General features: G+C 45.7%; 22 protein-coding genes. 16 read left to right on the top strand and 6 right to left on the bottom strand.

Annotated features, from left to right (window positions below; translation table 11 throughout):
• Positions 1-129: 129 nt before the first annotated feature.
• Positions 130-903 carry a sulfate transporter CysZ gene (gene cysZ / locus CLC91_RS06970; protein WP_095500195.1) on the bottom strand — a complete coding sequence of 258 codons (774 nt, stop codon included), beginning with the start codon at positions 901-903 and terminating at the stop codon, positions 130-132.
• 168 nt (positions 904-1,071) lie between these two features.
• Between cysZ and CLC91_RS06965 the strand changes: the two genes are divergently transcribed.
• Genes CLC91_RS06965 through CLC91_RS06955 form a run of 3 tightly spaced genes read left to right on the top strand, consistent with a single transcriptional unit; the run spans position 1,072 to position 7,466 of the window.
• Positions 1,072-4,482, top strand: a complete 3,411-nt coding sequence (locus tag CLC91_RS06965) for an AAA family ATPase (RefSeq protein WP_095500194.1) — start codon at positions 1,072-1,074, stop codon at positions 4,480-4,482.
• 18 nt (positions 4,483-4,500) lie between these two features.
• Positions 4,501-5,526, top strand: coding sequence for a cell division protein ZipA (zipA, locus tag CLC91_RS06960; RefSeq protein ID WP_095500193.1), 1,026 nt, complete (start codon positions 4,501-4,503; stop codon positions 5,524-5,526).
• Between the two features lie 2 nt (positions 5,527-5,528).
• Positions 5,529-7,466, top strand: coding sequence for a BRCT domain-containing protein (locus CLC91_RS06955; protein WP_095500192.1), 1,938 nt, complete (start codon positions 5,529-5,531; stop codon positions 7,464-7,466).
• Positions 7,467-7,555: 89 nt separating this feature from the next.
• Here CLC91_RS06955 and CLC91_RS15220 read toward each other — a convergent pair whose 3' ends face one another.
• Together CLC91_RS15220 and CLC91_RS06950 are read right to left on the bottom strand one after the other, a co-directional pair.
• Positions 7,556-7,774 (bottom strand): tyrosine-type recombinase/integrase, encoded by a 219-nt coding sequence (locus tag CLC91_RS15220; RefSeq protein ID WP_408634216.1) that lies wholly within the window; start codon positions 7,772-7,774, stop codon positions 7,556-7,558.
• Positions 7,711-8,346, bottom strand: coding sequence for a phage integrase N-terminal SAM-like domain-containing protein (locus CLC91_RS06950; protein WP_348524026.1), 636 nt, complete (start codon positions 8,344-8,346; stop codon positions 7,711-7,713). Before CLC91_RS06950 ends, CLC91_RS15220 begins: the two co-directional genes overlap by 64 nt.
• Before the next feature lie 296 nt (positions 8,347-8,642).
• Here CLC91_RS06950 and CLC91_RS06945 point away from each other — a divergent pair, with 296 nt between their 5' ends.
• From CLC91_RS06945 to CLC91_RS06900, 10 genes are all read left to right on the top strand, one after another.
• Positions 8,643-8,978 (top strand): hypothetical protein, encoded by a 336-nt coding sequence (locus CLC91_RS06945; protein WP_095498209.1) that lies wholly within the window; start codon positions 8,643-8,645, stop codon positions 8,976-8,978.
• Positions 8,979-9,129: 151 nt separating this feature from the next.
• Positions 9,130-9,639, top strand: a complete 510-nt coding sequence (locus tag CLC91_RS06940) for an SRPBCC family protein (protein WP_095498208.1) — start codon at positions 9,130-9,132, stop codon at positions 9,637-9,639.
• Complete coding sequence (locus tag CLC91_RS06935; RefSeq protein ID WP_095498207.1) at positions 9,633-10,142, top strand: hypothetical protein; 510 nt, start codon at positions 9,633-9,635, stop codon at positions 10,140-10,142. The genes CLC91_RS06940 and CLC91_RS06935 overlap by 7 nt, the downstream gene beginning before the upstream one ends.
• A gap of 127 nt (positions 10,143-10,269) precedes the next feature.
• A complete protein-coding gene (locus CLC91_RS06930) occupies positions 10,270-11,436 on the top strand; it encodes a DUF3800 domain-containing protein (protein ID WP_095498206.1) in 1,167 nt (388 codons plus the stop codon).
• A gap of 34 nt (positions 11,437-11,470) precedes the next feature.
• A complete protein-coding gene (locus tag CLC91_RS06925; protein WP_095498205.1) occupies positions 11,471-13,240 on the top strand; it encodes an ATP-dependent nuclease in 1,770 nt (589 codons plus the stop codon).
• Positions 13,241-13,321: 81 nt separating this feature from the next.
• Positions 13,322-13,675 (top strand): hypothetical protein, encoded by a 354-nt coding sequence (locus CLC91_RS06920; RefSeq protein ID WP_095498204.1) that lies wholly within the window; start codon positions 13,322-13,324, stop codon positions 13,673-13,675.
• Positions 13,676-13,729: 54 nt separating this feature from the next.
• Positions 13,730-14,458 carry an NYN domain-containing protein gene (locus CLC91_RS06915; RefSeq protein ID WP_095498203.1) on the top strand — a complete coding sequence of 243 codons (729 nt, stop codon included), beginning with the start codon at positions 13,730-13,732 and terminating at the stop codon, positions 14,456-14,458.
• 83 nt (positions 14,459-14,541) lie between these two features.
• Positions 14,542-15,114, top strand: coding sequence for an HNH endonuclease (locus tag CLC91_RS06910; RefSeq protein ID WP_198950911.1), 573 nt, complete (start codon positions 14,542-14,544; stop codon positions 15,112-15,114).
• 161 nt (positions 15,115-15,275) lie between these two features.
• On the top strand, positions 15,276-15,722 hold the full coding sequence (locus CLC91_RS06905; RefSeq protein ID WP_095498202.1) for a GNAT family N-acetyltransferase: 447 nt from the start codon (positions 15,276-15,278) through the stop codon (positions 15,720-15,722).
• Between the two features lie 282 nt (positions 15,723-16,004).
• Positions 16,005-16,937, top strand: coding sequence for an SDR family NAD(P)-dependent oxidoreductase (locus CLC91_RS06900; RefSeq protein WP_095498201.1), 933 nt, complete (start codon positions 16,005-16,007; stop codon positions 16,935-16,937).
• 129 nt (positions 16,938-17,066) lie between these two features.
• On the opposite strand, the gene CLC91_RS06895 is transcribed toward CLC91_RS06900, so the two are convergent.
• Positions 17,067-18,227: an isovaleryl-CoA dehydrogenase gene (locus CLC91_RS06895; protein ID WP_095498200.1), complete on the bottom strand. Its 1,161-nt coding sequence runs from the start codon at positions 18,225-18,227 to the stop codon at positions 17,067-17,069.
• Positions 18,228-18,245: 18 nt separating this feature from the next.
• The gene (locus CLC91_RS06890; protein WP_095498199.1) at positions 18,246-18,650 is read right to left on the bottom strand and encodes a MerR family transcriptional regulator; all 405 of its coding nucleotides are present in this window, start codon (positions 18,648-18,650) and stop codon (positions 18,246-18,248) included.
• Positions 18,651-18,828: 178 nt separating this feature from the next.
• Here CLC91_RS06890 and CLC91_RS06885 point away from each other — a divergent pair, with 178 nt between their 5' ends.
• Positions 18,829-20,724, top strand: coding sequence for a propionyl-CoA synthetase (locus tag CLC91_RS06885; protein ID WP_095498198.1), 1,896 nt, complete (start codon positions 18,829-18,831; stop codon positions 20,722-20,724).
• Here CLC91_RS06885 and CLC91_RS06880 read toward each other — a convergent pair.
• Complete coding sequence (locus CLC91_RS06880; RefSeq protein WP_095498197.1) at positions 20,707-21,597, bottom strand: 1,4-dihydroxy-2-naphthoate polyprenyltransferase; 891 nt, start codon at positions 21,595-21,597, stop codon at positions 20,707-20,709. The genes CLC91_RS06885 and CLC91_RS06880 overlap by 18 nt on opposite strands.
• Before the next feature lie 227 nt (positions 21,598-21,824).
• Between CLC91_RS06880 and CLC91_RS06875 the strand changes: the two genes are divergently transcribed.
• Together CLC91_RS06875 and tesB are read left to right on the top strand one after the other, a co-directional pair.
• The gene (locus tag CLC91_RS06875; protein ID WP_095498196.1) at positions 21,825-22,742 is read left to right on the top strand and encodes an SDR family NAD(P)-dependent oxidoreductase; all 918 of its coding nucleotides are present in this window, start codon (positions 21,825-21,827) and stop codon (positions 22,740-22,742) included.
• An 80-nt stretch (positions 22,743-22,822) separates the two neighbouring features.
• Positions 22,823-23,689, top strand: coding sequence for an acyl-CoA thioesterase II (gene tesB, locus CLC91_RS06870; protein ID WP_095498195.1), 867 nt, complete (start codon positions 22,823-22,825; stop codon positions 23,687-23,689).
• Positions 23,690-23,691: the final 2 nt, after the last annotated feature.

Genomic DNA, 23,691 nt, shown 5'->3' with positions numbered 1-23,691 from the left:
AATTTACATGCTCCAGCATACGGCCTGATTCTTATTTTAAAAGTAACCGTTTTTTATGCCATATGCTATTTAGTTATAAGCATAGTTTGTTTAGTTACTTGTAGTAGGAATGATAATTATCACAATGAGTTACTGATTTACGTAGGCGGCTCGGTATTTGTCTACCCACATGGCGGTGGCTCCGCAAATCGCTACTGGCATTACGATAAAATTGACAAAGGGGATCATGGCAAACAAGGCCACCATCATGCCGAAACTGCCGCTGGTGCCTCGGGTTTGCTTAAGGCTCCACTTCATATCAGAAAAGCTGACTTTATGGTTATCAAAGGGGTAGTCGCAGTACTGAATGGCCATCATCCAACTGCTGAACAAGAACCAAATAATGGGGCCTAAGGTTTGCCCAAACACAGGCACTAAAAACAACAGCAGACACAAAATGGCTCGGGGTAGATAATATTTGAGCTTTTGCCACTCACGGGCAAACACTCGAGGGATGTCTTTGATAACGGCCATCATGCCTTGATCATTAAGGGTTTGGCCGGTCAGCTTTTGCTCGACCTTTTCTGCCAGCAGTCCGTTAAAAGGCGCAGCAATCCAATTCATTACCGAGCTAAAAACAAACGACATGCTCACCAGCATGCTAATAACCGCCAGTGGCCAAAGAATGAAATTCAGCCAGCTTAAGAACTCCGGCAGTTGCGACTCAACCCAGGTCAGCAAGATGTCCAGTCGCTGCACACCAAAATAGATGCCAACACTAAACAACACTACGTTTACAAGTAACGGTATGATTACAAAGGTGCGTAATCCTGGCTGTTTAATTAAATGAAAGCCATAGAAAAAATAATTAACGCCACTGACCTTGTTTATGCCTGATGTTGCTTGGCTATCTGCCCGTTCCATAGTCATATTCCTAGAGTTTAACCCGATTCTCATTGTGCAAGCAGGTCGGTGGGTTAATCAAGTAACAAAGCGTTGCAAAGCATTTCAAAGGATGTCGATTGCAACAATTGGAGTGATTGGTAAGATAAGGCTTTATTATAAGAATTAGTAAACTCCGAACTCGATAGCATGCGCTTAAAGCAAATAAAACTTGCGGGTTTTAAGTCTTTTGTGGACCCAACGAAAATTGAATTGCCTAAGGCGATTACCGCCATCGTTGGCCCCAACGGCTGCGGCAAATCCAATGTGATTGATGCGGTGCGCTGGGTGCTAGGGGAAAGCTCGGCCAAGCATTTGCGCGGCGACGCCATGACCGACGTCATTTTCAACGGCTCTCGCCATCGCGCCGCCATTGGCCAAGCCTCGGTTGAATTGGTGTTTGAAGAGTGTGATCAGCGCCTGTCGGCGGAATACGCGCAGTTTAATGAAATCAGCATCAAACGCAGCGTTAACCGAGAAGGCCAATCTCAGTATTATTTGAATGGCAAAAAGTGTCGCCGGCGCGACGTCACCGATTTGTTTATGGGTACCGGGCTAGGTGCCCGAAGCTATGCCATTATCGAACAGGGCATGATTTCTCGGTTAATTGAGTCTAAACCTCGTGAGCTTAGAGTCTTTATAGAAGAGGCGGCGGGGATCTCTAAGTATAAAGATCGCCGTCGAGAAACCGAAAATCGTATCCGTCACACTCGCGAAAATTTAGAACGATTAGCAGACATTCGCTTAGAGTTGGGTAATCAGCTGTCACGATTGCAACGACAAGCCAACGCGGCTCAGCGCTATAAAGAACACAAAGCCAAAATAAGGCAACTGGAAGCACAGCAGTCAGCGCTGTTATGGCAAAACTGTAACGAACAAACTAACGACATCAAACAACAGCTGAGTAAACTGAGCTTAGAAAAAGAACGGTTAACTGCGGAGCAAGTCAGCAGCCAGTTATCCATTACTCAATTGCAAAGTGAGCTTACTGAGCATCAAGATCAAGAAAAGCACTCAACACAACAAGTGTTTTCTTTGTCTAAGCAAGCCAATGCGGCAGAGCAAAAGCTGTTTGTCATGAAGCAAGCGAGTGAGCGCTATCAAACGGATTACCAGCAAGCTCAGTCAGCCCTTGTAGAAGCTCAGCAAGAGCAAGCTCAGTCGCAACAACAGCTGCAAGACTGGCAACAGCAATTGCAGCTGCTTGCACCCAAGCTAGAAGCCGCGCAAAAACGCGACCAAAGACTCAACCAGCGCTTAACAGAGGCCAGTGCACTGCATCAAAGCTCAACGCTGCAAAGTGTGCAGCAGCAATTGCAAGCTGTCCAGCAACAGCAGATGACGCTCACCGCAGAGCAGGCCAAATTGCAGGCGCAACTGACAGCTAAGCGACAGCAGCTCAGCGAGTTGACGCAGATAGACGAGCATGAAATCGAGGCGCTGCAGCAACAGCTTGAAGCGCAACAAGCGGCGCTGTTACAAGCGCAAACTCAGCATCAAGATGGCCAGTTTGAAATCCAGATACTGGCGGACAACATCAGCGACGTGCAGGATCAAATTAGCGAGCAAAACCAACTAGAGCGGGATTTGTTGGCGCGCCTTAGTGAGCTTAAAGGGCAGCATAAGGCATTGGAATCTCAGTTGCAGGACGCCAACCCGGACGGCAATTATCAGGTTTATCAAGCCATTGAGGTGGCGCCGCAGTGGCAAAAAGCCGTATCGGCGATATTGAGTGAAGTCATGACCGCCGAGGTTGTTGACTCCGATAGCCAGCCTCCACACGGGGCCTTTGCAGAGCAGGGCATGCAACGACTATCGCTGCAGGACGATGTTAGCATTAATAGCCGCATTAACTTGTTGCCTTGGTTGTCGCAGGTGCGATTTGCCCAGGATGAACAGGCGGCTTCAGCACTGCTCGATAACTTAAGTAAAGAGCAAATGATTACCTTAGCGGATGGCCAGATTTGGGGGCAGGGTTTCCGGCTTAAGGCCAAGCAAAGCATGGATATTTTGTCACTGCAAAGCCGTGTGCAAGAGCTTAACCTGCAATTAGAAGCTGCCCAGCAAGAGGTTGCAACAGCGCAGGCTCATCGCGAAACCCTTAACGAGCAGCTGGTACAGCGTAATAGCCAATACCAGCAGGCGCAGCAACAGCAGCAACATGCGCAGCAGCAAGAGGCTCAATTGTCGCTGCAATGCCAGCATACTCAAGCGCAACAGCAAGCACTGCAAGAACAGCAACAAGCGCAGCAGCAAAAACAACAGACGCTGCAACAGGACATAGACGCCTTAACCCAAGCGTTGGCTGACAACAGCACGGCCAGCAACGGCTTAGCCCTAGAGCTTGAACAACACCAACAAGCAGTAGTCAACGAGCAACAGCAGCAACAAGCGTTGGCGAGCAAGCTTGATGAGCTCAATCAGCAAAGTCGCAGCGCTCAGCGCGAGTTGCTCACGGTAACCGGAGAACAGCAGCAGCTTGCCAGCCAAATCGAAACCTTGCAGCCGGTGCTGGAAAAAGCCATCGCGCTTGAACAGAGCACCCAAGAAGCATTGCAGCAACTGCAGCGTAATCGGCCAACTCAAGAAAACATGGATGCCCTTGAGCAAGAATTGCAGCAACTGCTGACACAGCAAAGTCAGGCGCAACAAAGCACAGAGCAAAAACGCCAGCATCACCATCAAACTCAAAGCCAATTGCAACAAGTGATGGCCACAAAGGAGCAAACCGGTAAGGCATTGCAGCAGTTGGCGGAGCAGTTTAATGAGCTGGACGTGCAGCGGGCAAGTTTGACCACTCAAGCAGACAACTATTTGGCTCAACTTAACCAGCACTACTCGCACCCCAGCCAGTTAAGTTTGCTGCTTGAAGAGATTGATGCCGATGCAACCCCAGAATCGCTGCAACGAACCCTGCAGCAAATTAAACTCAAAGTAGAGCGACTGGGGCCTATTAACCTAGCGGCGGTTGAAGAGTATGAAACTGAAAGTCAGAGAAAACGATACTTAGACGAGCAAGATGCCGACTTAACCCAAGCATTGGCGTCGCTGGAAAACGCCATAAAAACCATAGATAAAGAGACCCGTAGTAAATTCAAAAACACCTTTGATAATATTAACCAAGGCTTTGGTGATTTATTCCCACAAGTGTTTGGCGGCGGCAAGGCGTGGTTGCAATTGGATGACGACGACTTGCTCAATAGTGGGGTTTCTATCATGGCGCAACCACCGGGTAAGAGAAATAGCACGATTCACCTATTAAGCGGTGGAGAAAAAGCGCTAACCGCATTATCATTGGTGTTCGCAATTTTTAAACTGAATCCCGCGCCATTCTGCTTGTTAGACGAAGTCGATGCGCCGTTAGATGACGCCAATGTCGGACGGTTTTGCGCCTTGCTCGAACAAATGGCGAATGAGGTTCAGTTTGTTTACATTAGCCACAATAAAGTTACGATGGAATTGGCTCAGCAGCTCACAGGCGTGACCATGCATGAAGCCGGCGCCTCACGAATAGTTAGTGTTGATATTGACGAAGCGCTCGCCTTCGCCGATGCAGGATAACGGTATACAGGACAACCAATGAACGATGATTTACAGCTGGTATTGATCATAATCGGGTTAATCGCCATCGCTGGGGTGCTTTTGCACGGATATTGGAGCAATAAAAAAGAACGAGTCGAGCCGATGGCTGACAAACCGCTACGAAGCATTGACCGCTATCAATCTGAAACCAAACGAGACGCCGATGGCTTCGATATGGACGGTGTTGGCGAAGTAAAGATCCGCAGTAATAATTCGGAGGCAAGCGAGCCGAGTGTCGAGATTGATGAGACGCCAACAACACAGTCACAACCGAACATTGGCAAAGTTGATGTTGAGGTTGAGCCAGTCATCAATGAGCCCTCACTAGGCGGGGTGACTCGAGAATCAGAAGATCAAGTTCAATTGGGGTTAGCCGGTTTTGAAGAAACGCCGGAAATGACGCTTTCTGCTGCTAACCAAGAGCCAACCAGCAAACCCAAGTCGAAACCTCGGCCTAAGCAAGCGACGCAAGCAACCTCAGCAGCCTCTTCTGAATTACCTGATAACGACGAGTTTAATTTAACCTCTCCAGAAACAGCCGCTAGCGAAAACGCGAGCAATGACCTTGCACCACAAGCAACAAAGCCTGAAGCGCCAAAAACGGTTACAGAGCCTACCGATGTGTTGGTGTTGCACGTTCAGGCACAAACGGGCGAACAGCTGCACGGCTCTGAGTTGTTGCCATGTTTACTGACTTTAGGACTGAAGTTTGGCGATATGAATATTTTCCATCGTCATCAAGATCCAGCAGGTACCGGACGAGTCATTTACTCGCTGGCAAACATGATGAAGCCGGGTACCTTTGATCCGGATAATATGGAACAGTTTAAAACCGATGGTGTGGTGTTGTTTTTAACTTTGCCATGCCAAGGGGAAGCAAAGCTGAGCTTTTCTACCATGCTAAATGCCGCTCAACAGCTGGCTGACGACTTAAATGGCGTTGTCACCGACGAGCAGCGCAATCCTTGGAATGATGCCAGTCGTGCTCACTATTTAGAACGCATTCGCAAAGCCGTACATTAATCATGTTAGATATTACCTTCAGCGACGAACAAGCAGAACTGATTAACCAGCTCGAGTTAGAGGTTAGTGCTTCTGAATTGGTTAGCTTTTTTAAAAAATCGGAATTAGAGTCACAACAGCTGGTTGCCGTTTTAAAGGCGTCAAATGCCTTGTACAGAGCGGGCATGCAAGTCATTTCAGATGCGCAATACGACTTGTATATCTCAATGCTCACCAGCATTAACCCTTCGCACCCCTATCTGCACAGTGTAGAGCCGGAGGCGCTTGTAGAAGCTAAGACGGTAGCGCTGCCGCAACGAATGCTGTCAACCGAGAAAGCCTACTCGAAAGAAGAGATTGAGAAATGGTTGAAGCGAATTTTAAAAGCCGCTCAGGAAATTAATGTACCCGAGAGCGAAATTGAGCTCAGAGTAACCCCTAAGCTTGATGGCTACGCTGCATTTGATGACGGCACGACTTTGTATACCCGTGGTGACGGATACCGAGGGCAAGACATCACCCGAGCCTTTGAGCGTGGTTTACGTGTTGCCAATGATGGCGATAGAGGATTAGGCCCTGGTGAGATCGTCATTAAAAAGAGCTATTTTGAAAAAGAGCTTAGCGGTCACTTCGAAAACTCGAGAAACATTCAAGCGGCCATTATTGCCGAAAAGAAAGTGGACGAAAACGTTCAAAAAGCCATTGATGATGGCGCCTGTGTGTTTTATCCGTTTGCGTTAATTGAAAACAAAACCGCCCATTTTTCAGAAATTATCGATAGCTTTGAGTCCATTGTTGAAGTCATGTGGAGCGCGGTCGATTTTGATATTGACGGCGTAATTCTTGAAGCCACACACCCAGCATTGAAAGCCCACATGGGCGCCACCAGAAAAAATCATCGCTGGCAGATTGCGTTTAAAGTTAACGAAGAATCTGCCAAGGTTGAAGTGATCAATATCATTCCGCAAACATCAAGAACCGGTCGCATTTCTCCGGTGGCGGAGCTGGTACCCACTAAACTAAGCGGCGCAACCATCAGCAGAGTTACGGTTCACCATTACAACATGGTGAAAACCAAGCGCATTGGCCCCGGCGCTGTTGTGGAGCTGGTTAGAAGTGGTTTGGTGATCCCCAAAATTGAGGGAGTTATTAAAGAAGCTGAGCCTCAATTACCACAGGCCTGCCCAAGCTGTGGCTCGCACTTGCTATGGGAATCGGATCATCTTATTTGTCCAAACAAGAGTGATTGTCCGGCCCAAACCGAAAATACCCTTATTCATTTTTTCAAAACCTTAGGTAATAACGATGGCTTTGGCCCTAAAGTTATCGAGAAGCTGAGCAACTTTGGCATAAAGCACATTCACGAAATTTACCAAATTAAGGCCCATCAATTTGCAGGCTACGGATTTGGTGAAAAAACCTCTCAAAACCTATTTGACCAATTGCAGGCCAGCAAAGAGATTCAAATCGAAGATTGGCGATTTTTGTCGGCGTTTGGCGTGAGCCGCTTAGGCGGCGGTAATTGTGAAAAGCTTTTACAGCATCACTCTGTTGTAGACTTGTTTGAATTAAGCGCCGATGAGATGGTGAAAATCGACGGATTCGCGCAAATCAGTGCAGAAGCGATTGTGGAAGGGCTGAAAAACATTAAAGAAGAGTTCTTCAAAGTGTATGAACTAGGCTTTAACTTGGCGATTACCCCGAAAGCATCGGAGCGTGAAGCTCTCGACTCGCCCATTGCCGATGCCGTGGTGGTTTTTACCGGCTCAATGCAGCAAGGCTCAAGAGGCGACATGGAAAAGCAGGCCAAGTCGCTTGGGGCTAAAGTGGCTAAGTCGGTAACCGGAAAAACAACCTACTTAGTGACCGGCGAAAAAGTGGGCGAGACTAAGATTAATGCCGCTAAAGATAAAGGGGTAACTGTGTTATCTGAGCAGGAATATCTTAGTTTAATCGATTAAGTTGGCTGGTAATTTTGCTGCTATAGCCATACACAGTTAAAGCTGTTAGGTTGTTCAATGTTTAGGGAAAAATCTGCAAACAATGGACGTTACTCGTGATTCGGGCGGGCGGAAGCGTGGCTAAAATCGTCAATAGCGTTGTTGTTTAAGGGGGCGACGATTTGATTAGCGGGGCTTTGCACGTAACTGTATCGCTTTCCAATAACATGCGTATAGATTTGAGTTGTTTTCAGATCCGCATGCCCTAATAACTCCTGCACCGTTCTAATGTCCGAGGCAAAGAGGCTAGCCCAAAACCGTCTTCGCAATCTTTTTGGTGAATTTTTAGAGCAAACTTCATTTGTGATTTAATTTGATTTATCAATGAAACCGGTAAAATGGTCATCCGATCTTTGGCGCCTTTACCACGATAAACAAATATGGTCATGTTACTGAAATCAATGTCTTTTAGGCGTAACTGCAAGGCTTCATTGATGCGCAGGCCACTGCCAAAAAGCAACGCTATCACTAGCCAGTGTTTGCCACTTAAATGAGACAGTATTAAATTGACCTCGTGAGGGTTTAACACGGTTGGTACACGTTTAGGCTTTTTTGCGAACGAATATGCTAAGTCTTCTATCGGCTGCTTTAAAACATGTCGATACATAAACATAAGAGCACATAAGGCAATATTCTGAGTCGAAGAACTCACCTGACAACGGTTGGCTAAGTCGTTTAAAAACGCCTCAATTTCGGCGTTACCCATCTCACTTGGATGACGATAGTTATGAAAACGAATAAAGCGTTTGATCCAGTGAATGTAGGTTTTCTTTGTCGCCAATCGATAGTGACGAACACGCAGAGCCTCACGAACGGATTTAATAAAGGGTGAAGAACTCATTTGTAACACCTTGTCATTGCTAATATTCAGAAAAACAAAGAGAGAATGGTAAGGCATGATTACAAACAAGGAACATCGCCCAAAAGTATGATTTAATGGGATGTTTCTTAACGCTTAAGCAGCGTTAACTGCCAAGCCACCTCATTTACAACAACCAAGGCTCATGAAATATGGGCAGATAAAAGAGAGCCAAGCGGCTTTTTACTAAGGGGTAGAGGAAGTTACGTGGGAAAATCGACCCAACGCGACGGACTTTACAAAGAATTCAATATAATAAGCTGTTACATTCTATCAGTATGAGAAAGATCGCTAAGGTATCAAATAACGAAGAAGTAAAACGTATCATGCTTTACGAGTGTGAAGACGGTGTTTACATTTTCGAGTACGACAATGAACATGATTCTTCAGCAACTGCTGACTATCTTCAAGATTCAGTGGAAATAGTCTATGAAATCGCAGAAGAAGATTACGGGGTGAAGCCAGGAGATTGGCAAGAAATTTCAAATCCAATGGAGTTCTGCCAAGGCGATAGGATTGAGCCAGTAAGGGTAGTTGGTAGAAATACCGGCAATCCACAATGGGGTAAACTAGAGAAGCTAGTTTCCGGTAATTGGGTGCCACTAATTGAGTAAAAAATGTAACAAGTCAAAGCACGCGGACTTGGTAAAGCTGTCACCTTTTTTGTTCCAAAAAAGCCGCCAACTTCACCAAGCCGGTGTTTGAGGCGTTATAGGGTAAGGCTAGTTCGCCATAACCCAAAGCGGAGATTTAAAGATTAAACCTATGATTGCTTTCGATGAAGGATTTTATGTAGAGAAGACCATAGCTGTTTCTCCAGAAAAAGCATGGGAGATTATATCTACACCCGAAGGACTTATGCACTGGCACCCTTTCATAAAGACTAACACGGCTGAGAGCTGGAACGGAGTGGGATCTAAAGATCACTTGCTATACAACAGTGGATTTGAATTTACTCGCGAAGTGGTTAATTGGCTTGAAGGTGAAGGCTATGACCTTAAGGTCACAGAAAATGGCAAACGTGAGAATAAGGCAATCTGGCGTATTATCCCTATAGATGAGAATCACTGTACCTTGAGAATTACTGGTCGTGTTGAGTTTATAAAAAGTTGGCCTTTTCCGATTCGATGGTTCTTGATCAAATTCAAAATGAAGCCTGTTTTCAGTCAGTACCTCTTTCAGATACTTGAAGGGTTTGCCTATTATGCAGAAACGGGTAAGCAGGTGCAGAGTGATCAATTTGGATCTCACCCTATGTTTTCCAAAAAATGTTAGATCTCGAAGAAGACTTAGTTGCGGAGAAACTGATCTCCGTACCAGCCGATAAGGCTTGGGAAATCTTATCTTGCCCCTCGGCCCTTGTTTACTTTCACCCCTTTGTAAAAGAAAACCCTACCGAACAGTGGGATGGTGTCGAGTGCAATGACAGCGTGATATATTACAGCGGCCTTGAGTATAAACGGGAAGTTCTGGAATGGGTTTCAGGTGAGGGATTTATTCTACTTGTTAGTAAGCAGGGCAAGCCACAGCTCACCGTAAAATTTCGTATTATTCCAGTAAGTGATCAGCAGAGTAACTTAAGAGTTAGCATTCAGGCTGATTTACTTCATAAGTTCCCATCGCCAATTAGAAAGATGTTTCTGAAATTTAAATTAAAACCAACGTTTGAACCGTATTTATCTAAAGTTCAACAAGGCTTTGCTGATTTCGCAGAATCAGGAGTTAAGGTACTACCTGATCAATACGGGCCTCTTTCCCCGTTTTCTGCAAGCAAGTAACAAATCTACGCTATTGGCTCATAACTACCATCCTGAAATATGCGTGTGTTACCCTATAACAAGTTAAGCAAGCGGGACTGCCTAACCGGCAGCCCCTTCTTAAGGCGTTAGGCAGAATAGGTAGTGTATGTTTTTCCACATTGATGAATCGGGTAATACTGGGAATAATTTATTTGATGAAAGTCAACCAAGGCTTAGCTACGGTCTAATTTCTAGCGTTACTAACGTAGATGCTCTTTGTATCGTCGAACACAATGCTATTCGAGATATAATCGATGATGACCTAATTCATGCAAATATATTGGGTATAGGTGGTTTGGTAAAAATTGCTCCGTTATTGATTAAAATCCAGAAAAAAATGAAGTTCGATTTTGACTACTATTTTATAGAAAAACTCGATTATGCCTTAGTTATATTCTTCGATGCCGTTTTTGATGCTGGGTTAAACGATGCTGTCAAATGGGATACATATTGGACTCCCTTGAGATACGTTTTAATACACAAATTATCTATTCTATTTGACGAAGATCTGCTTCGGGAGTCTTGGAGGTTGTCAACAGTAAAACGGATTGAGAATTGTGAGGATGCTATCGTTAGTCTGCTTTCGGAAGTTAAAAGTCGAGCAGAGAACGCTCCCCTAGACGCGAGATCCAAAGAGCTTATCATCGATGCTTTGGATTTCGGTATTAGAAAGCCACTATCACTTGATTTCGGTCACCCAGATCAAAAAATAATATCTCCGAATGCTGTTGGTTTTCAGTTTGTCGTAGCTGCAATTGCACGACGAACAAGGAAGAAACTCAGGAAGTCAGTGTCATCTATAATCGTGGATAGGCAAAATCAATTCAATAAGGCTCAAATTGGAACGCACTATAATCTTTCAAGAATAGCCGAAGGCATTAAAAACTCTTCTGAGAAAGATAAGGCCATGTATTTCAATAATCCACTCTATACGGATTTTTCGCCTGAAGAAGTTTCACATAAAGGTTTAACAGATAAGGAGTTGACGATTTCGAAAAGTGCTGATTCTATAGGGCTTCAAATTGTTGACGTTTATTTGTGGATTGCAAATAAACTTATTTCTGGTGTTAATCTACCATCAGAATTAATGGAACTCTGGCAGTTATTTCAACATCGGAGCTTGATCGATGGCATCTCAATGAGAGGGATGGCCGAGCGATTCAAAAACTTCGAGAAAAATCTACCTAAGCTCAATGATCTAACAGATGAGCAGCGAATAGTGGCAAAGGAATCAGTCCATCAGCATCGAAAAAAAGTTAAGGCGCTTGTCTAGTCTTGGCGGTTTCCAGCCTCACAAGGAATAAAAAGTGAAAATTGAAAGTATATGCGTCAAAAACTGGCGTTCAGTAAAAGAAGAAAAGCTAGAAGCACAAGATCTGATGGTTATCATTGGCCAGAATAACCACGGGAAATCGAATCTCTTATCTTCTGTCTTGTTCTTCTTTGGTGAGATAAAGCAACAAGAACTGGATTTTTATCATGGGTCTACTGAACTATTTGTGGAAATTGAGTTTGGTGATCTTGATGAATCAGACAAAACTACATTCAAGAAGTATTTAACCTCTGAAGAAAAAATAGTTGTAAGAAAAACTGCCTTTCTAGGCGGTAGTTTTGAATACCGAGGGTACATAGAAAACCCATCGGATGACTGGCTTCAAGAAGCAAATGCTTCTGTTTATACTAAAAGAGAGCTTGCTTCTAGTCTGCCATTCCATCCTCATATCCCCGATTCTGGTCGAATTACCAAACAAAACATCATCGATGCCCAAAACGAATATATCCAGAATAACAGGGAGGATATTCAATTCGCTTTTGAGCTTGAGTCGACAAACTTTCTTGGCTTGAAAAGTGTCGCAAAAGGAATATTTGGTGAGGTTTACTTTATACCAGCAGTAAAAGAAGCCTCGGATGATTTTTCTTCTAAAGATTCTAGTGTTTTCGGAAAAATGTATGCTGATGTTGTAGCTTTAATGTCTGAACACAATAACGACTGGAAGGATACAAAGGAAAAACTCGGGAAACTATTTTCCACCCTGAACAAAAAAGACCAGGAAGGCAATGACAATAATGATAGACCTCAGCAATTAACTGACTTTGAACAAGAGTTAACTGATGAGCTTGTTGCATGGGGTGCAAAAGTAGATATTGAAGTAAACGCACCTGATATTGAAAATGTATTTAAAGCAAATACACAGGTTTGGGTTGATGACGGTGTTAGAACTGACATAAAACGAAAGGGGCACGGTTTACAGCGAGCTCTAACAGTTGCTCTAATACAAGTAGTTGCTAAGAAGGCTCTTGCTGAGGCAGAGTCAGCGGAAGAGCAAGGAAATAGGAAAGCATCAAATTCAAGATACTTCATATTCGAAGAGCCTGAGCTTTATTTGCATCCCCAAGCACAAAGGTCGTTATTCGACTCATTCGTGGCTTTGTCTGAGTCAGGGAGTCAAGTTATTCTTTGTACTCACTCAAGCGGTTTAATTGATGTTGAGCGTTATAAGTCTATTTACATAGCAACAAAGGATGATGAGTTAAACGGAACTAAGGTTAAACAGTGCACCGAAGACTTATTTGAAGGGGATTCAAAGAAAGATTTCAACCTTTCCTACTGGATCAACCCTGATCGTGGGGAATTATTTTTTGCAAGTAAAGTTGTTTTGCTAGAGGGCGCTACAGAAAAAACTGTATTTCCTCTGTTGGCGAAAGAGCTTGGTGTTTTCAGGTACGAGTATACGTTAATCGATTGCGGCTCAAAAGATAATATCCCTCTTTATGTTAAGCTCATGAATAAGTTTTCTATCCCATATGTGGCTGTTTATGACCGAGATCATCAAGCTCACAAAGGGGTAGATGCAATTGCGTCAGCAGATCGATCAACACAAAAAATTGTTGATGAGATCGATGACAACATAGGTTCTTCAGTGGTATTAGAAAACGATATAGAGGAAGAGCTAGGATTACCAAATGGCGGTAGCAGCAAACCTTATGTCGCATTAAGTCACGTCACAGCAGAAGGTTTTTCGGTCACGCCACAAATGGCTCAAAAGATCAGAGAAATTTATGACGCAGAGGCCTAACAAGTTGCTGCACTCGAAAAAATTACTCGCTAAGCTCCTAATTTTCCGGTGAGCAAGGCGTTATGCGCCTAAGGCATTAGCATGACGATTGTAGTATTGAATAGCATCCAAAAGATCGAAAGTCCTCCACGGCAGCTGCGTGAGTGGGGTGGCCGTCTAATAGCTAGCTATAGACTGAGTGTTGAGTTCGAAAATGTCTTTTACGAGTTCATATGGGTTATGGCTGGAAGTGAAAATGAAAGTCCTTGTACAGAATATGATGATGACTTTGACGACTTTCTAGTTGAGATTTGTAAGGAGAAGCGTTTCAAGCGTTGCAAGAATTTCGTAAATGAAGTGCAAGAGAAGTTTTCGATCGCTGTTCATTATTTTCATTCTAGGGATATGGTAATTGAAACTGATTTGCCAATTACTATTTACCAAAAGAGCATATAACAAGGCGTTAGGTTGTTGCAAAGGCCAATATATTAATATTCTCAGGGAAATGATTTGGAATCTAAAGAAAAAATAGCTTTGTTCATTGATGCAGACAATGCTCCCGCATCGAGAGTCGACTTCATTTTATCAGAGCTCGCCACATATGGAGTGGTGAATATTCGCAGAGCCTATGGCAATTGGAAGAAGTCAGCCTTAAGACCTTGGGAAGAGATCTTACATGAATATGCGATTCAGCCCATCCAGCAGTTCGATCTAACAAAACAGAAAAATGCCTCTGATATTGCGCTAGCGATTGATGTAATGGATGTTCTTTACACTAAGAGTGTAGATGTTATTTGCCTTGTTTCATCTGATTCCGACTTTACACCTTTGGCAACACGGGCGGTTGCTGAGGGCAAGCTGGTTTTAGGATTTGGAGAAAGAAAAGCTCCAGAACCTTTTGTGAATGCTTGCTCAAAGTTTTTGTTTCTAGATCGAAAAGGTGAGCCAGAAGAATCAGAAATTATTGATGAAACCTCATCACTGGACTTAAAGAGTGACACTAAACTGATGAATTTACTAAGGCAAGCTATTGAGGCTGTAGAAGATGATGATGGATGGGCAATGTTGGGCCCGATCGGTACTCATATCAAGAATCGAGCATCTTTCGATCATCGCAATTATGGATACAAAAAGCTAAGTGATCTATTTCTAGCAATTGACCTCTTTGATATGAAGAAAACCAATGGTTCTGTTTACTGGTTCAAAGACAAACGTCGAGTAAAGCAACCTAACAAGTAAATATTGTAGCTCAATAATTTGTACAGGACGCCAGCGAAAGGCGCTGGCGTCTCAAATTTAAGCGTTATAGCGCAGGGGTAATTATGGAGTATCTTCAACTGTTTAAGATGCCAAAACCTATGAAAATCACAGGTCGTTCATCTAGCATCACAAATTCATTTATCAATTCAATTATCCCTGTTGTTGTGCCAACGAATGAAGAAGTAAAAGAAGCGCTTAACATTCTCGGTATGGCTTTGGAAAAATTTGAGTGTTCATACTGTGGCGCTACAGCTACAGAGTGGGATCATTTGAGACCTCTTGTTCTAAATAAGAAACCAACTGGATATATTTCGGAGATACACAACTTAGTGCCATCATGCGGAAAGTGCAATCAGTCTAAAGGCAATAAGCCTTGGCACAGCTGGATACTGAGTGATGCCAAGCTATCGCCTAAAACACGGGGTATAGCAGACCTAGATAAACGTATTGAGGCATTACAAAAATATGAAAAATGGCAAACTCCTACGAAGTTGGATTTTGAAACACTCGCGGGTACAGAGAAGTGGCAGCAACATTGGAAAAACTGGGAGACTGTTCAGGAAACCATGAAGCAAGCGCAAGTATTGGCGAGTGAAATCAATACAATAGTGGCTCAATCGTATAAAGCGCTATAACAAATTCTTCAAGTGGATGTTAACGCTTGGCATTTTTGGTGCTAATTTGGAATGATGTGATTACGGTGGTCTGTCTGACTTAGCGTTGGTTAGGCCAGTTTAGCGTAAACTCACCCAAGCCTTGCAGCCCTTTACTGAAGCGTTATGTACCTCGAGGAAATATGCACTTTATCGAAGTTAAAAGTAGTGAAATTCCACTGGATTTATTGCTTGAAGCTGATCCTTCTGAAGCTAGTATCGCTTCATATTTATCAGATTCATGGTGCTTTGCTGCTGTAGACAATGGGCGTGTTTTGGCGGCTTGTATCGTTAAAGCACAGACCAACAGTCTTGCTGAGATATTTAATGTAGCTGTATCTCCAGAGCTACAAGGTCAAGGTATTGGCTCTCAGTTACTAAAGCTCGTTTTGTCTCAGTTGGCAATCAAGGGGATCAATCGTGTTGAGCTTGGTACGGGTACATTTGGTTATCAACTTACTTATTATCAGCGTTTAGGTTTCCGAGTTGACTCAATCATCAAAGACTATTTTTTGCTAAACTACTCCGAGCCAATCTATGAAAATGGTATTCAACACAAAGACATGCTGAGGTTGTACGTAAATATTTAGTACGCTCATAACCAAGCATTTTAGAGTGCTTTGCAACGCTTGGCCGTTTCGCTTCGCTACACAATTTTAGCAAGCTATTATCAGCCTATGAATGGCGTTACACAGCTAAGCTTCCCAAATACCAGTCAACACGCTGATATGTAATACATCTGATTAAATATTGGTGCAATCATGAGTATTACAAGTGTTCGCTTGGACTCTGAAATAGAGCAGCCACTCGAAGACTCTCGCTGGGAACAAACTCTGGAAGCTTGTCATTACGTGTAGCAACAAGGGGGTTATATGACACATTCTGTAATTCTAATTACCGGCGCTAATTCCGGGCTTGGATTCGAGGCAGCACGACAGCTCGCCATGCACGATGGAGTTTCTAAAATTGTGCTAGCGTGTCGTAGCGAAAACAAAGCTAACGAAGCGCTTTTACGACTGGAAGCGTTAACCGGCAAGCAAGTGTTCGAAACCTTAATTGTTGATGTGGGTGATCTCGACTCATGCAGAAAAGCCGCTGAAAAGCTTAATACCAATGTCGATGCCATGATATTGAATGCCGGCGGTGGTGGCGGAACGGAGCCTCTCAAACTGACAAAAGATGGGGTCATATTCACCTTTGCGGTGAATGTGCTGGGTCATGTTCTGTTAACGGACCTTCTTATGGACAGTGGTAAGCTATCGAAAGCTGGCTCTGTTATGTACGTCGCCAGTTTTGCTGCAAGAGGCGCCCCTGAGGTGGGTAGTGCTAAGCCTCCTATTACCGAAGGCTCTATCGAAGAATGGACAAGTGTGGTTAACGGCGAAAAATTTGTCGAACATAAGGCTTATACCGACCACTATGGCGCCGTTAAGCTTATGGGGGCTCTATGGACCATGAGTATGGCGCGCAAACACCCAGATATGCGCTTTATTACGGTTGACCCTGGCATGGCGCGCGGTACAGCGGGCACAGCTACCTTGCCTTGGCATCAGCGATGGGTTATGAATACCGCCATGTGGGTTATGCAGGCTCTTGGTAAGGCTCACTCGGTGGATGTCGGTGCCAAGCGCTACGTCGATGTACTGCTGAATAGCTGTGAATTCGCCTCGGGCATTTGGTGGGGCAGTAAAAGCGGTCTTACTGGCGAGTTGGCAGACCAAAAACAACACTGGCCGGAGATTATTGGTAGCGAGTCAGCTCAGTACAATGCCGATGCCGTCATTCATAAGATTCTTGAGAACTAGCAGGTGGTTGCAGGCGTTCCAATCGACACTTTTTAATCGAAGGCTTTTGCACAGGCGCATCGATTAATGCCGAAGAAAAGCTAACGATATTCCGTTACCGTTAGCTTCCACAAACAAGTATTTGGCTGATTAGCGAACCAACTCCCGGCCAATCAGCATTCTGCGAATCTCAGAGGTGCCAGCGCCAATTTCGTACAGTTTGGCGTCTCTTAACAAGCGGCCGCTGCTGAATTCGTTGATGTAGCCGTTACCGCCAAGCAGTTGTATGGCGTCCAGCGCGACTTGAGTGGCTTTCTCTGCAGCATACAAAATGGCGCCTGCGGCGTCTTTGCGAGTGGTTTGCTGACGGTCGCAAGCGCGAGCTACTGCATACACATAGGAGCGACACGCATTCATTTGGGTGTACATGTCCGCCAGTTTTCCCTGCACTAACTGAAACGACGCAATGGGTTGGCCAAACTGTTCCCGTTGTTGTACGTAAGGCAATACTAAATCCATGGCCGCCGCCATAATGCCAAGAGGGCCGGCTGACAGTACAACGCGTTCGTAATCTAACCCGCTCATCAACACTTTCACACCGTTATTCAAGCCACCTAATATATTCTCTTCAGGTACTTCAACGTCTTCAAACACCAGCTCGCAGGTATTGGAGCCGCGCATGCCTAGTTTGTCGAGCTTTTGAGCTTGGCTAAACCCTTTAAAGGATTTTTCCACGATAAACGCGGTAATGCCGTGGGCGCCTAATTGGTTATCGGTTTTTGCATAGATAACGAAGGTGTGAGCGTCGGGTCCGTTGGTGATCCACATTTTGTTGCCATTAAGAATGTAACGGTCGCCTTGCTTTCTTGCTTGAAGCTTCATCGACACCACATCGGAGCCGGCATTGGGTTCGCTCATGGCCAGCGCACCAATGTGCTCGCCGCTAATTAACGCGGGCAAATAGCGCTGTTTTTGTTCAGCGTTACCGTTCTTAACCAACTGATTCACGCACAAGTTGGAGTGGGCGCCGTAACTCAAGCCTATCGAGGCCGATGCGCGGGAAATTTCTTCCATGGCTAATACGTGCGCTAAATAGCCCATGTCAACGCCACCGTATTCCTCCGGTGCGGTGATGCCAAGCAAGCCCATTTCACCGAGCTGAGGCCACAAGTGATTAGGGAATTCATTATTTTTATCAACCTCTTGGGCTATGGGAGCGATTTCCGCTTGAGCGAAATCTCGAACCGCGCTTTGCAGCATATCCAAGGTTTCGCCGTGACCGAAATCAAAGCCTTCAAATAACTGAGTCATGTTATCAATACCTATTTATTATTTTGGGGTTTTGCTGGTATTGGCCTCTAGTGCTGCTTTGCACTGGGCTTCTGAAGCATTGAGCTCCATTAATACCACTTGAATGTCGTCCATTTGTTGTTTTAGCTCTTGTTTCTTTTGGTCGATCATTTCAAGCATGGTTTGCAATTGGCTGGAACTGGATTTATCGGCATCGTATAACTCGAATAAGCGTCGAGTTTCTGCCAACGAAAAGCCCAAACGTTTGCCCCTAAGAACGAGTTTCAGGCGAACCTTATCTTTTAAACTGTAGATTCGAGTTTGGCCTTTACGTCTGGGTTTCAGCAGGCCCTGATCTTCGTAGAAGCGAATGCTGCGAGTGGTAACATCAAACTCTTTCGACAGCTCGCTGATGCTGTAGGTGCCTTTTACGTCTGTGGTCATTATGCAAAATCTTTTTCTTATATGAGTTGGCTCTACACTAAAGGAAGTTTACGTAAAGGTAAAGCTTGTCAGTTGTCACTGTAAAATTAACGAACCTCCACTATGGTCTAATTGGCTAACTTTTATACACGGTTAATATAAGTGCGGTCCTTAGCTGAGTATTCATGGAGATGCAGTAATGTCGGAAATTAGAAAGCAAATGGCACAACAAGCGAGTCAATTCCCAGAGGCGTTTTGGGGGGAAGCAGCGCAAGCTATTGACTGGTCAAAACCTTGGGATAAGGTGCTGAACAGTACAAACGACCATGACTACCAATGGTTTGTAGGGGCAAGCTTGAATACCTGCTATAACGCCGTGGACAGGCATGTGATTAATGGCAGAGGCGAGCAAGCCGCCATTCATTACGACTCTCCGGTTACCCAAACCAAGCAAACCATTAGCTACCTAGAGCTGCAACAAGAGGTGAGCCGCATTGCCGGTGGTTTAAAGCAACTTGGGGTAGAGAAGGGCGATACCGTGGTCATCTACATGCCGATGATCCCACAAACCTTATACGCCATGCTTGGTTGTGCCCGTATTGGTGCTATCCATTCCGTGGTATTCGGTGGCTTTGCCGCCAATGAGCTTGCTACACGCATTGACGATGCCAAGCCCAAAGCCATTTTATCGGCGTCCTGCGGCGTTGAAGGCAATAAAATATTGGCTTATAAGCCCTTGTTGGACGACGCCATAGCTCAAGCATCTCACAAAGTGCAGCACTGCGTGATTTATCAACGTCCACAACAACAAGCAGAATTACTCATTGGTCGAGACGTCGATTGGCAAGCGCTGGTCGAGCAAGCACCGCAAGCGGATTGTGTTGACGTTGCGGCAACGGATCCGCTGTATATCTTATACACCTCAGGCACAACAGGCTCACCGAAAGGGGTGGTGCGAGATAACGGCGGTCATGCGGTAGCGCTGGCATGGTCAATGAAACACATATACGACATTGATGCCGGTGATGTGTTTTGGGCCGCTTCCGATGTGGGTTGGGTGGTAGGGCATTCCTACATTGCCTACGGCCCATTATTGGCCGGTGCAACCACCATAGTTTATGAAGGAAAACCGGTTGGAACCCCAGATGCGGGGGCCTTTTGGCGAGTGATACAAGAGTATCAAGTGAAGTCTTTCTTCACCGCACCTACCGCCATTCGCGCCATTAAAAGGGAAGATCCGCAAGCCAGTTTGCTGTCATTAGAGCAACTGGCGTCGCTCAAGGTGTTGTTTTTAGCTGGTGAGCGTTGCGATCCGGACACCCTGAATTGGGCCAGCGACACCCTAAAAGTGCCGGTTATCGATCATTGGTGGCAAACTGAAACCGGCTGGCCCATCGCCGCTAACATGATGGGGACAGACCCCATGCCAATTAAACCGGGTAGCCCTTGTTTAGCCATTCCTGGCTATCAAGTGGAAGTCTTGGACGAAAGCGGGCAACCGGTGGCGGCTAATGAAACCGGCTCTGTCGTGATTAAGCTGCCGCTGCCTCCTGGCACGCTTACCGGGCTTTGGAACAACCCGCAACGCTATCAGGCGGGTTACCTTGCCCGCTACCCAGGTTGTTACTTAAGTGGTGATGCTGGCTACATTGACGAAGATGGCTATTTGTACATCATGAGCCGAATTGATGACATCATTAATGTGGCGGGCCATCGTTTGTCCACCGGCCGATTCGAAGAAGTCTTGTGTCAACACCCTTCGGTGGCGGAAGCGGCGGTCATCGGCGTACACGATCCGCTGAAAGGGCAGTTACCCGTGGGGCTGGTGGTGTTAAAGCAGGGTGAAACCATTGCTCAGTCAAGCTTATATGAGCAGCTGATTCAATTGGTGCGCAGCGAAATTGGCGCGGTCGCCAGTTTTAAGAAGGTGTCGGTGATCGAACGTTTGCCGAAAACCCGTTCCGGCAAAATTCTTCGAGGCACCATGAAGAAAATTGCCGACAATCAAGCTTATAAAATGCCGGCAACCATTGAAGATGCGTCAACGCTAGAGTTAGTGGAGTCGACCTTAAGTCATTTAGGATACGGGAAATAACCGCGACGCAATAAGCCCTGCGGACAGCAGCAAACTGAACAACAAGGTGAGCATGGCGGTCTTTCCTAATAGCGGATTGAGCGCAGCGCCTTGTTGTTGCTGAAAGGCACTCACTAAGTTTCTGGCCAGCGGCATCGCAAACAAGATGGCCAGTACGCAAAAGCCTCGTAAGTCTCCAAACAACCAATGCAAAATCACCAAAATGAAGGGTAGATAAACCAGCACCGCATACAGCGAGCGGCAGTTGGCTTGACCGATGCGCACCGCTAAGGTGCGTTTGCCCGCCTTTTGGTCGGTGCTGATGTCACGGGTATTGTTCACCAGCATAATCGCGGCATTAAGCAAGCCCAAACAGCTGGCTACAAACCAAGCTTCATAGACGGTGGTGCCGGTTTGAATGAAGTAAACGCCAACAATGGCCACCAAACCAAAATACAAAAAGGCCGCAACCTCACCTAATCCATGGGACGCTAGCGGGTAGGGACCACCGCTGTAACACAAGGCGCCTAATACTGAAAACGCGGCTAGAAAGGCGACAACAGGACCCGCGATATAAATCAAATATAAGCCCACGGTCACTGCCATAATGAGCGACATAGCCATGGCATTGCGCACCGCTTCGGGCGCTAACAACCCTTGCTGAGTAACCCGAGTAGGTCCTAGGCGCTCATCGGTGTCGACTCCGGATTTAAAATCAAAATAATCGTTGGCTAAGTTTACTCCAATTTGCAGCAATAACGCGCACAGCATTGAGCTGATGGCGATAAGCCAGGTGAAATAGCCGTGACTCCACGCCAGCGCATTGCCAAGAAAAATCGGGCCTATGGCGGCGGGCAGTGTTCGTGGCCGAATGGCCATAATCCAAGCAGACATATATTCAACAGGTCCAAAGTATTTTTGCAAAGTCTAACATAGCTCGTTGATCAGCCTAAACGCTGTTTAATAGTGCGCGTTTATTGGTCGTAAAAAGTTGGATCCAGTGAGGATTTTTGACACGGGTTTGATCGAGGTAATAAAAACGCCTTTTGCTTTTTTTAACATCCGCAAAATGTGGTTTACTAAGCTTAGAATAAACTCCAACCTTTTGAGGGAAACCCAGCATGCGATTTGATGATCGTGTAGCCATAATTACCGGTGCTGCACGTGGATTAGGGCGAGCCTATGCATTAGCATTGGCGTCACGAGGCGCTAAAGTCGCTTTAATCGATATTGGCTGCAGTCCATCGGGCGATGGCGAAAGTGATAACAGCCTGCAAGAAGTCGCAGAAATGGTGAACCGCCTGGGCGGCGAAGCCTTGAGCTTTGTGTTAGACGTTGCCGAAGAAATGGACATTGAGAGCGCCATTAGCTTTGTCATGGAGCAGTGGGGGCGCATCGATTTAATGGTTTGCTCGGCCGGTTACCAACAGCACAAGTCGCTTGAAGATACCCAGTTTAGTGAGTGGAAACGCATGTTTTCGGTGGAAGTGGACAGTGTGTTTCACATGGCCACGCGTCTGTGGCCCATTTTCAAAAAGCAACAACACGGGCGCATTATTGTAACCACCTCAGCTACTGGCTTTTTTGGCGAGGAAGATCACTGTTCCCATGGCGCAGCGAAAATGGCGTTGTTCGGTCTGGTGAACTCCCTTGCCAAAGAGGGTGCTGAGCATAACATTCACGTTAACAGCATCTGCCCAGTGGCGAAAACTCGACAAACCGAGCGCCACTACGAAAACAGCTTGCTGGATAAAGCGCGCCCTCAAAGCGTGACCCCAGGTTTGCTGTTCTTAGCCGGCAGTAAAGCGCCTAATGGCAAGCATTTGATGGCGGCGGGCAATCACTTTTCGGTAGTGCGGGTGCACGAGAATCGCGGTCATACCTTTGACGAAGACGAGATGAATCCGGAAAACTTGCTGCGACTTTGGCCAAGCATTAAGCAGTCGGCAATTCTTCGCCAATACTATTCTCGTAAAGAGTACTTGCTGGAGTTAACCGAACGCCTTAAAAAGGCGGCGAAACAAAGCTTTTTTAGCTAGCTTTAAGCGCCGGCTCATCTGTTTTTTTTACAGCAATTGCGGTAAATTAGCGTTTCATTTTTGAATAGCTGGTTGATTACATGTCCGATGTATTGCAGGAGTTAGTGCAACTCCACGAATTAGAGCGAATCGAGCAAGGGCTATATCGCGGTCAAAGTCAGGATCTTGGCTTTGGCCACGTGTTTGGCGGCCAAGTCATAGGCCAAGCACTCGCCGCGGCCAAACAAACGGTGCCTCAAGAGCGCACCATTACCTCACTTCATACCTATTTTTTACTGCCTGGCGATGTTGCTTTGCCCATTGTTTATGACGTAGAAACCATTCGCGACGGTGGCAGTTTCTCAACGAGACGGGTTAAAGCCATTCAAAAGGGTCGTCCCATTTTTTACATGACCTGTTCATTTCAAATTCCTGAACAAGGCTTTGAGCATCATTCACCCATGCCATCGGTGAAAGGGCCAGAGGGGCTTAAGAGCACTCAGCAGTTAGCCCAAGCGCTGATTGGCCACGTACCGCAAGCGGCACTGGCCAGTTGGTTGGCAGAAAGCCCCATTGAAATGCGGCCATTAGAGCCGGTGAACCCGTTGGCGCCAAATAAAGCTGAGGCGGTTAACTATGTGTGGTTAAAGGCCAACGGTACGCTGCCGGATGATCCGCGTTTGCATAAAAACCTGCTGGCGTATGTTTCTGACTATAATTTTTTAACCACAGCGCTAAAACCGCATGGTGTGAGCTTTATGACTCGAGGAGTGCGCATGGCCACCATCGATCATTCCATGTGGTACCACCGAGAGTTTAAGCTGGACGAATGGATTTTATTTGAAGCGCAAAGTACCTCCGCCAGTGGTGGGCGTGGATTGGTTCATGGTAAGTTTTACGATCTGGCGGGTAATCTTCTGGTGTCGGCGACTCAAGAAGGGCTTATTCGTTATACCAAGCCGCAATAGCA

Origin of the sequence: Paraferrimonas haliotis (assembly GCF_002282895.1) — a bacterium.
Taxonomy (GTDB): domain Bacteria; phylum Pseudomonadota; class Gammaproteobacteria; order Enterobacterales; family Shewanellaceae; genus Paraferrimonas; species Paraferrimonas haliotis.
The sequence above is the reverse complement of the archived record's forward strand: the minus strand, read 5'-3'. Positions and strand labels throughout refer to the sequence as shown.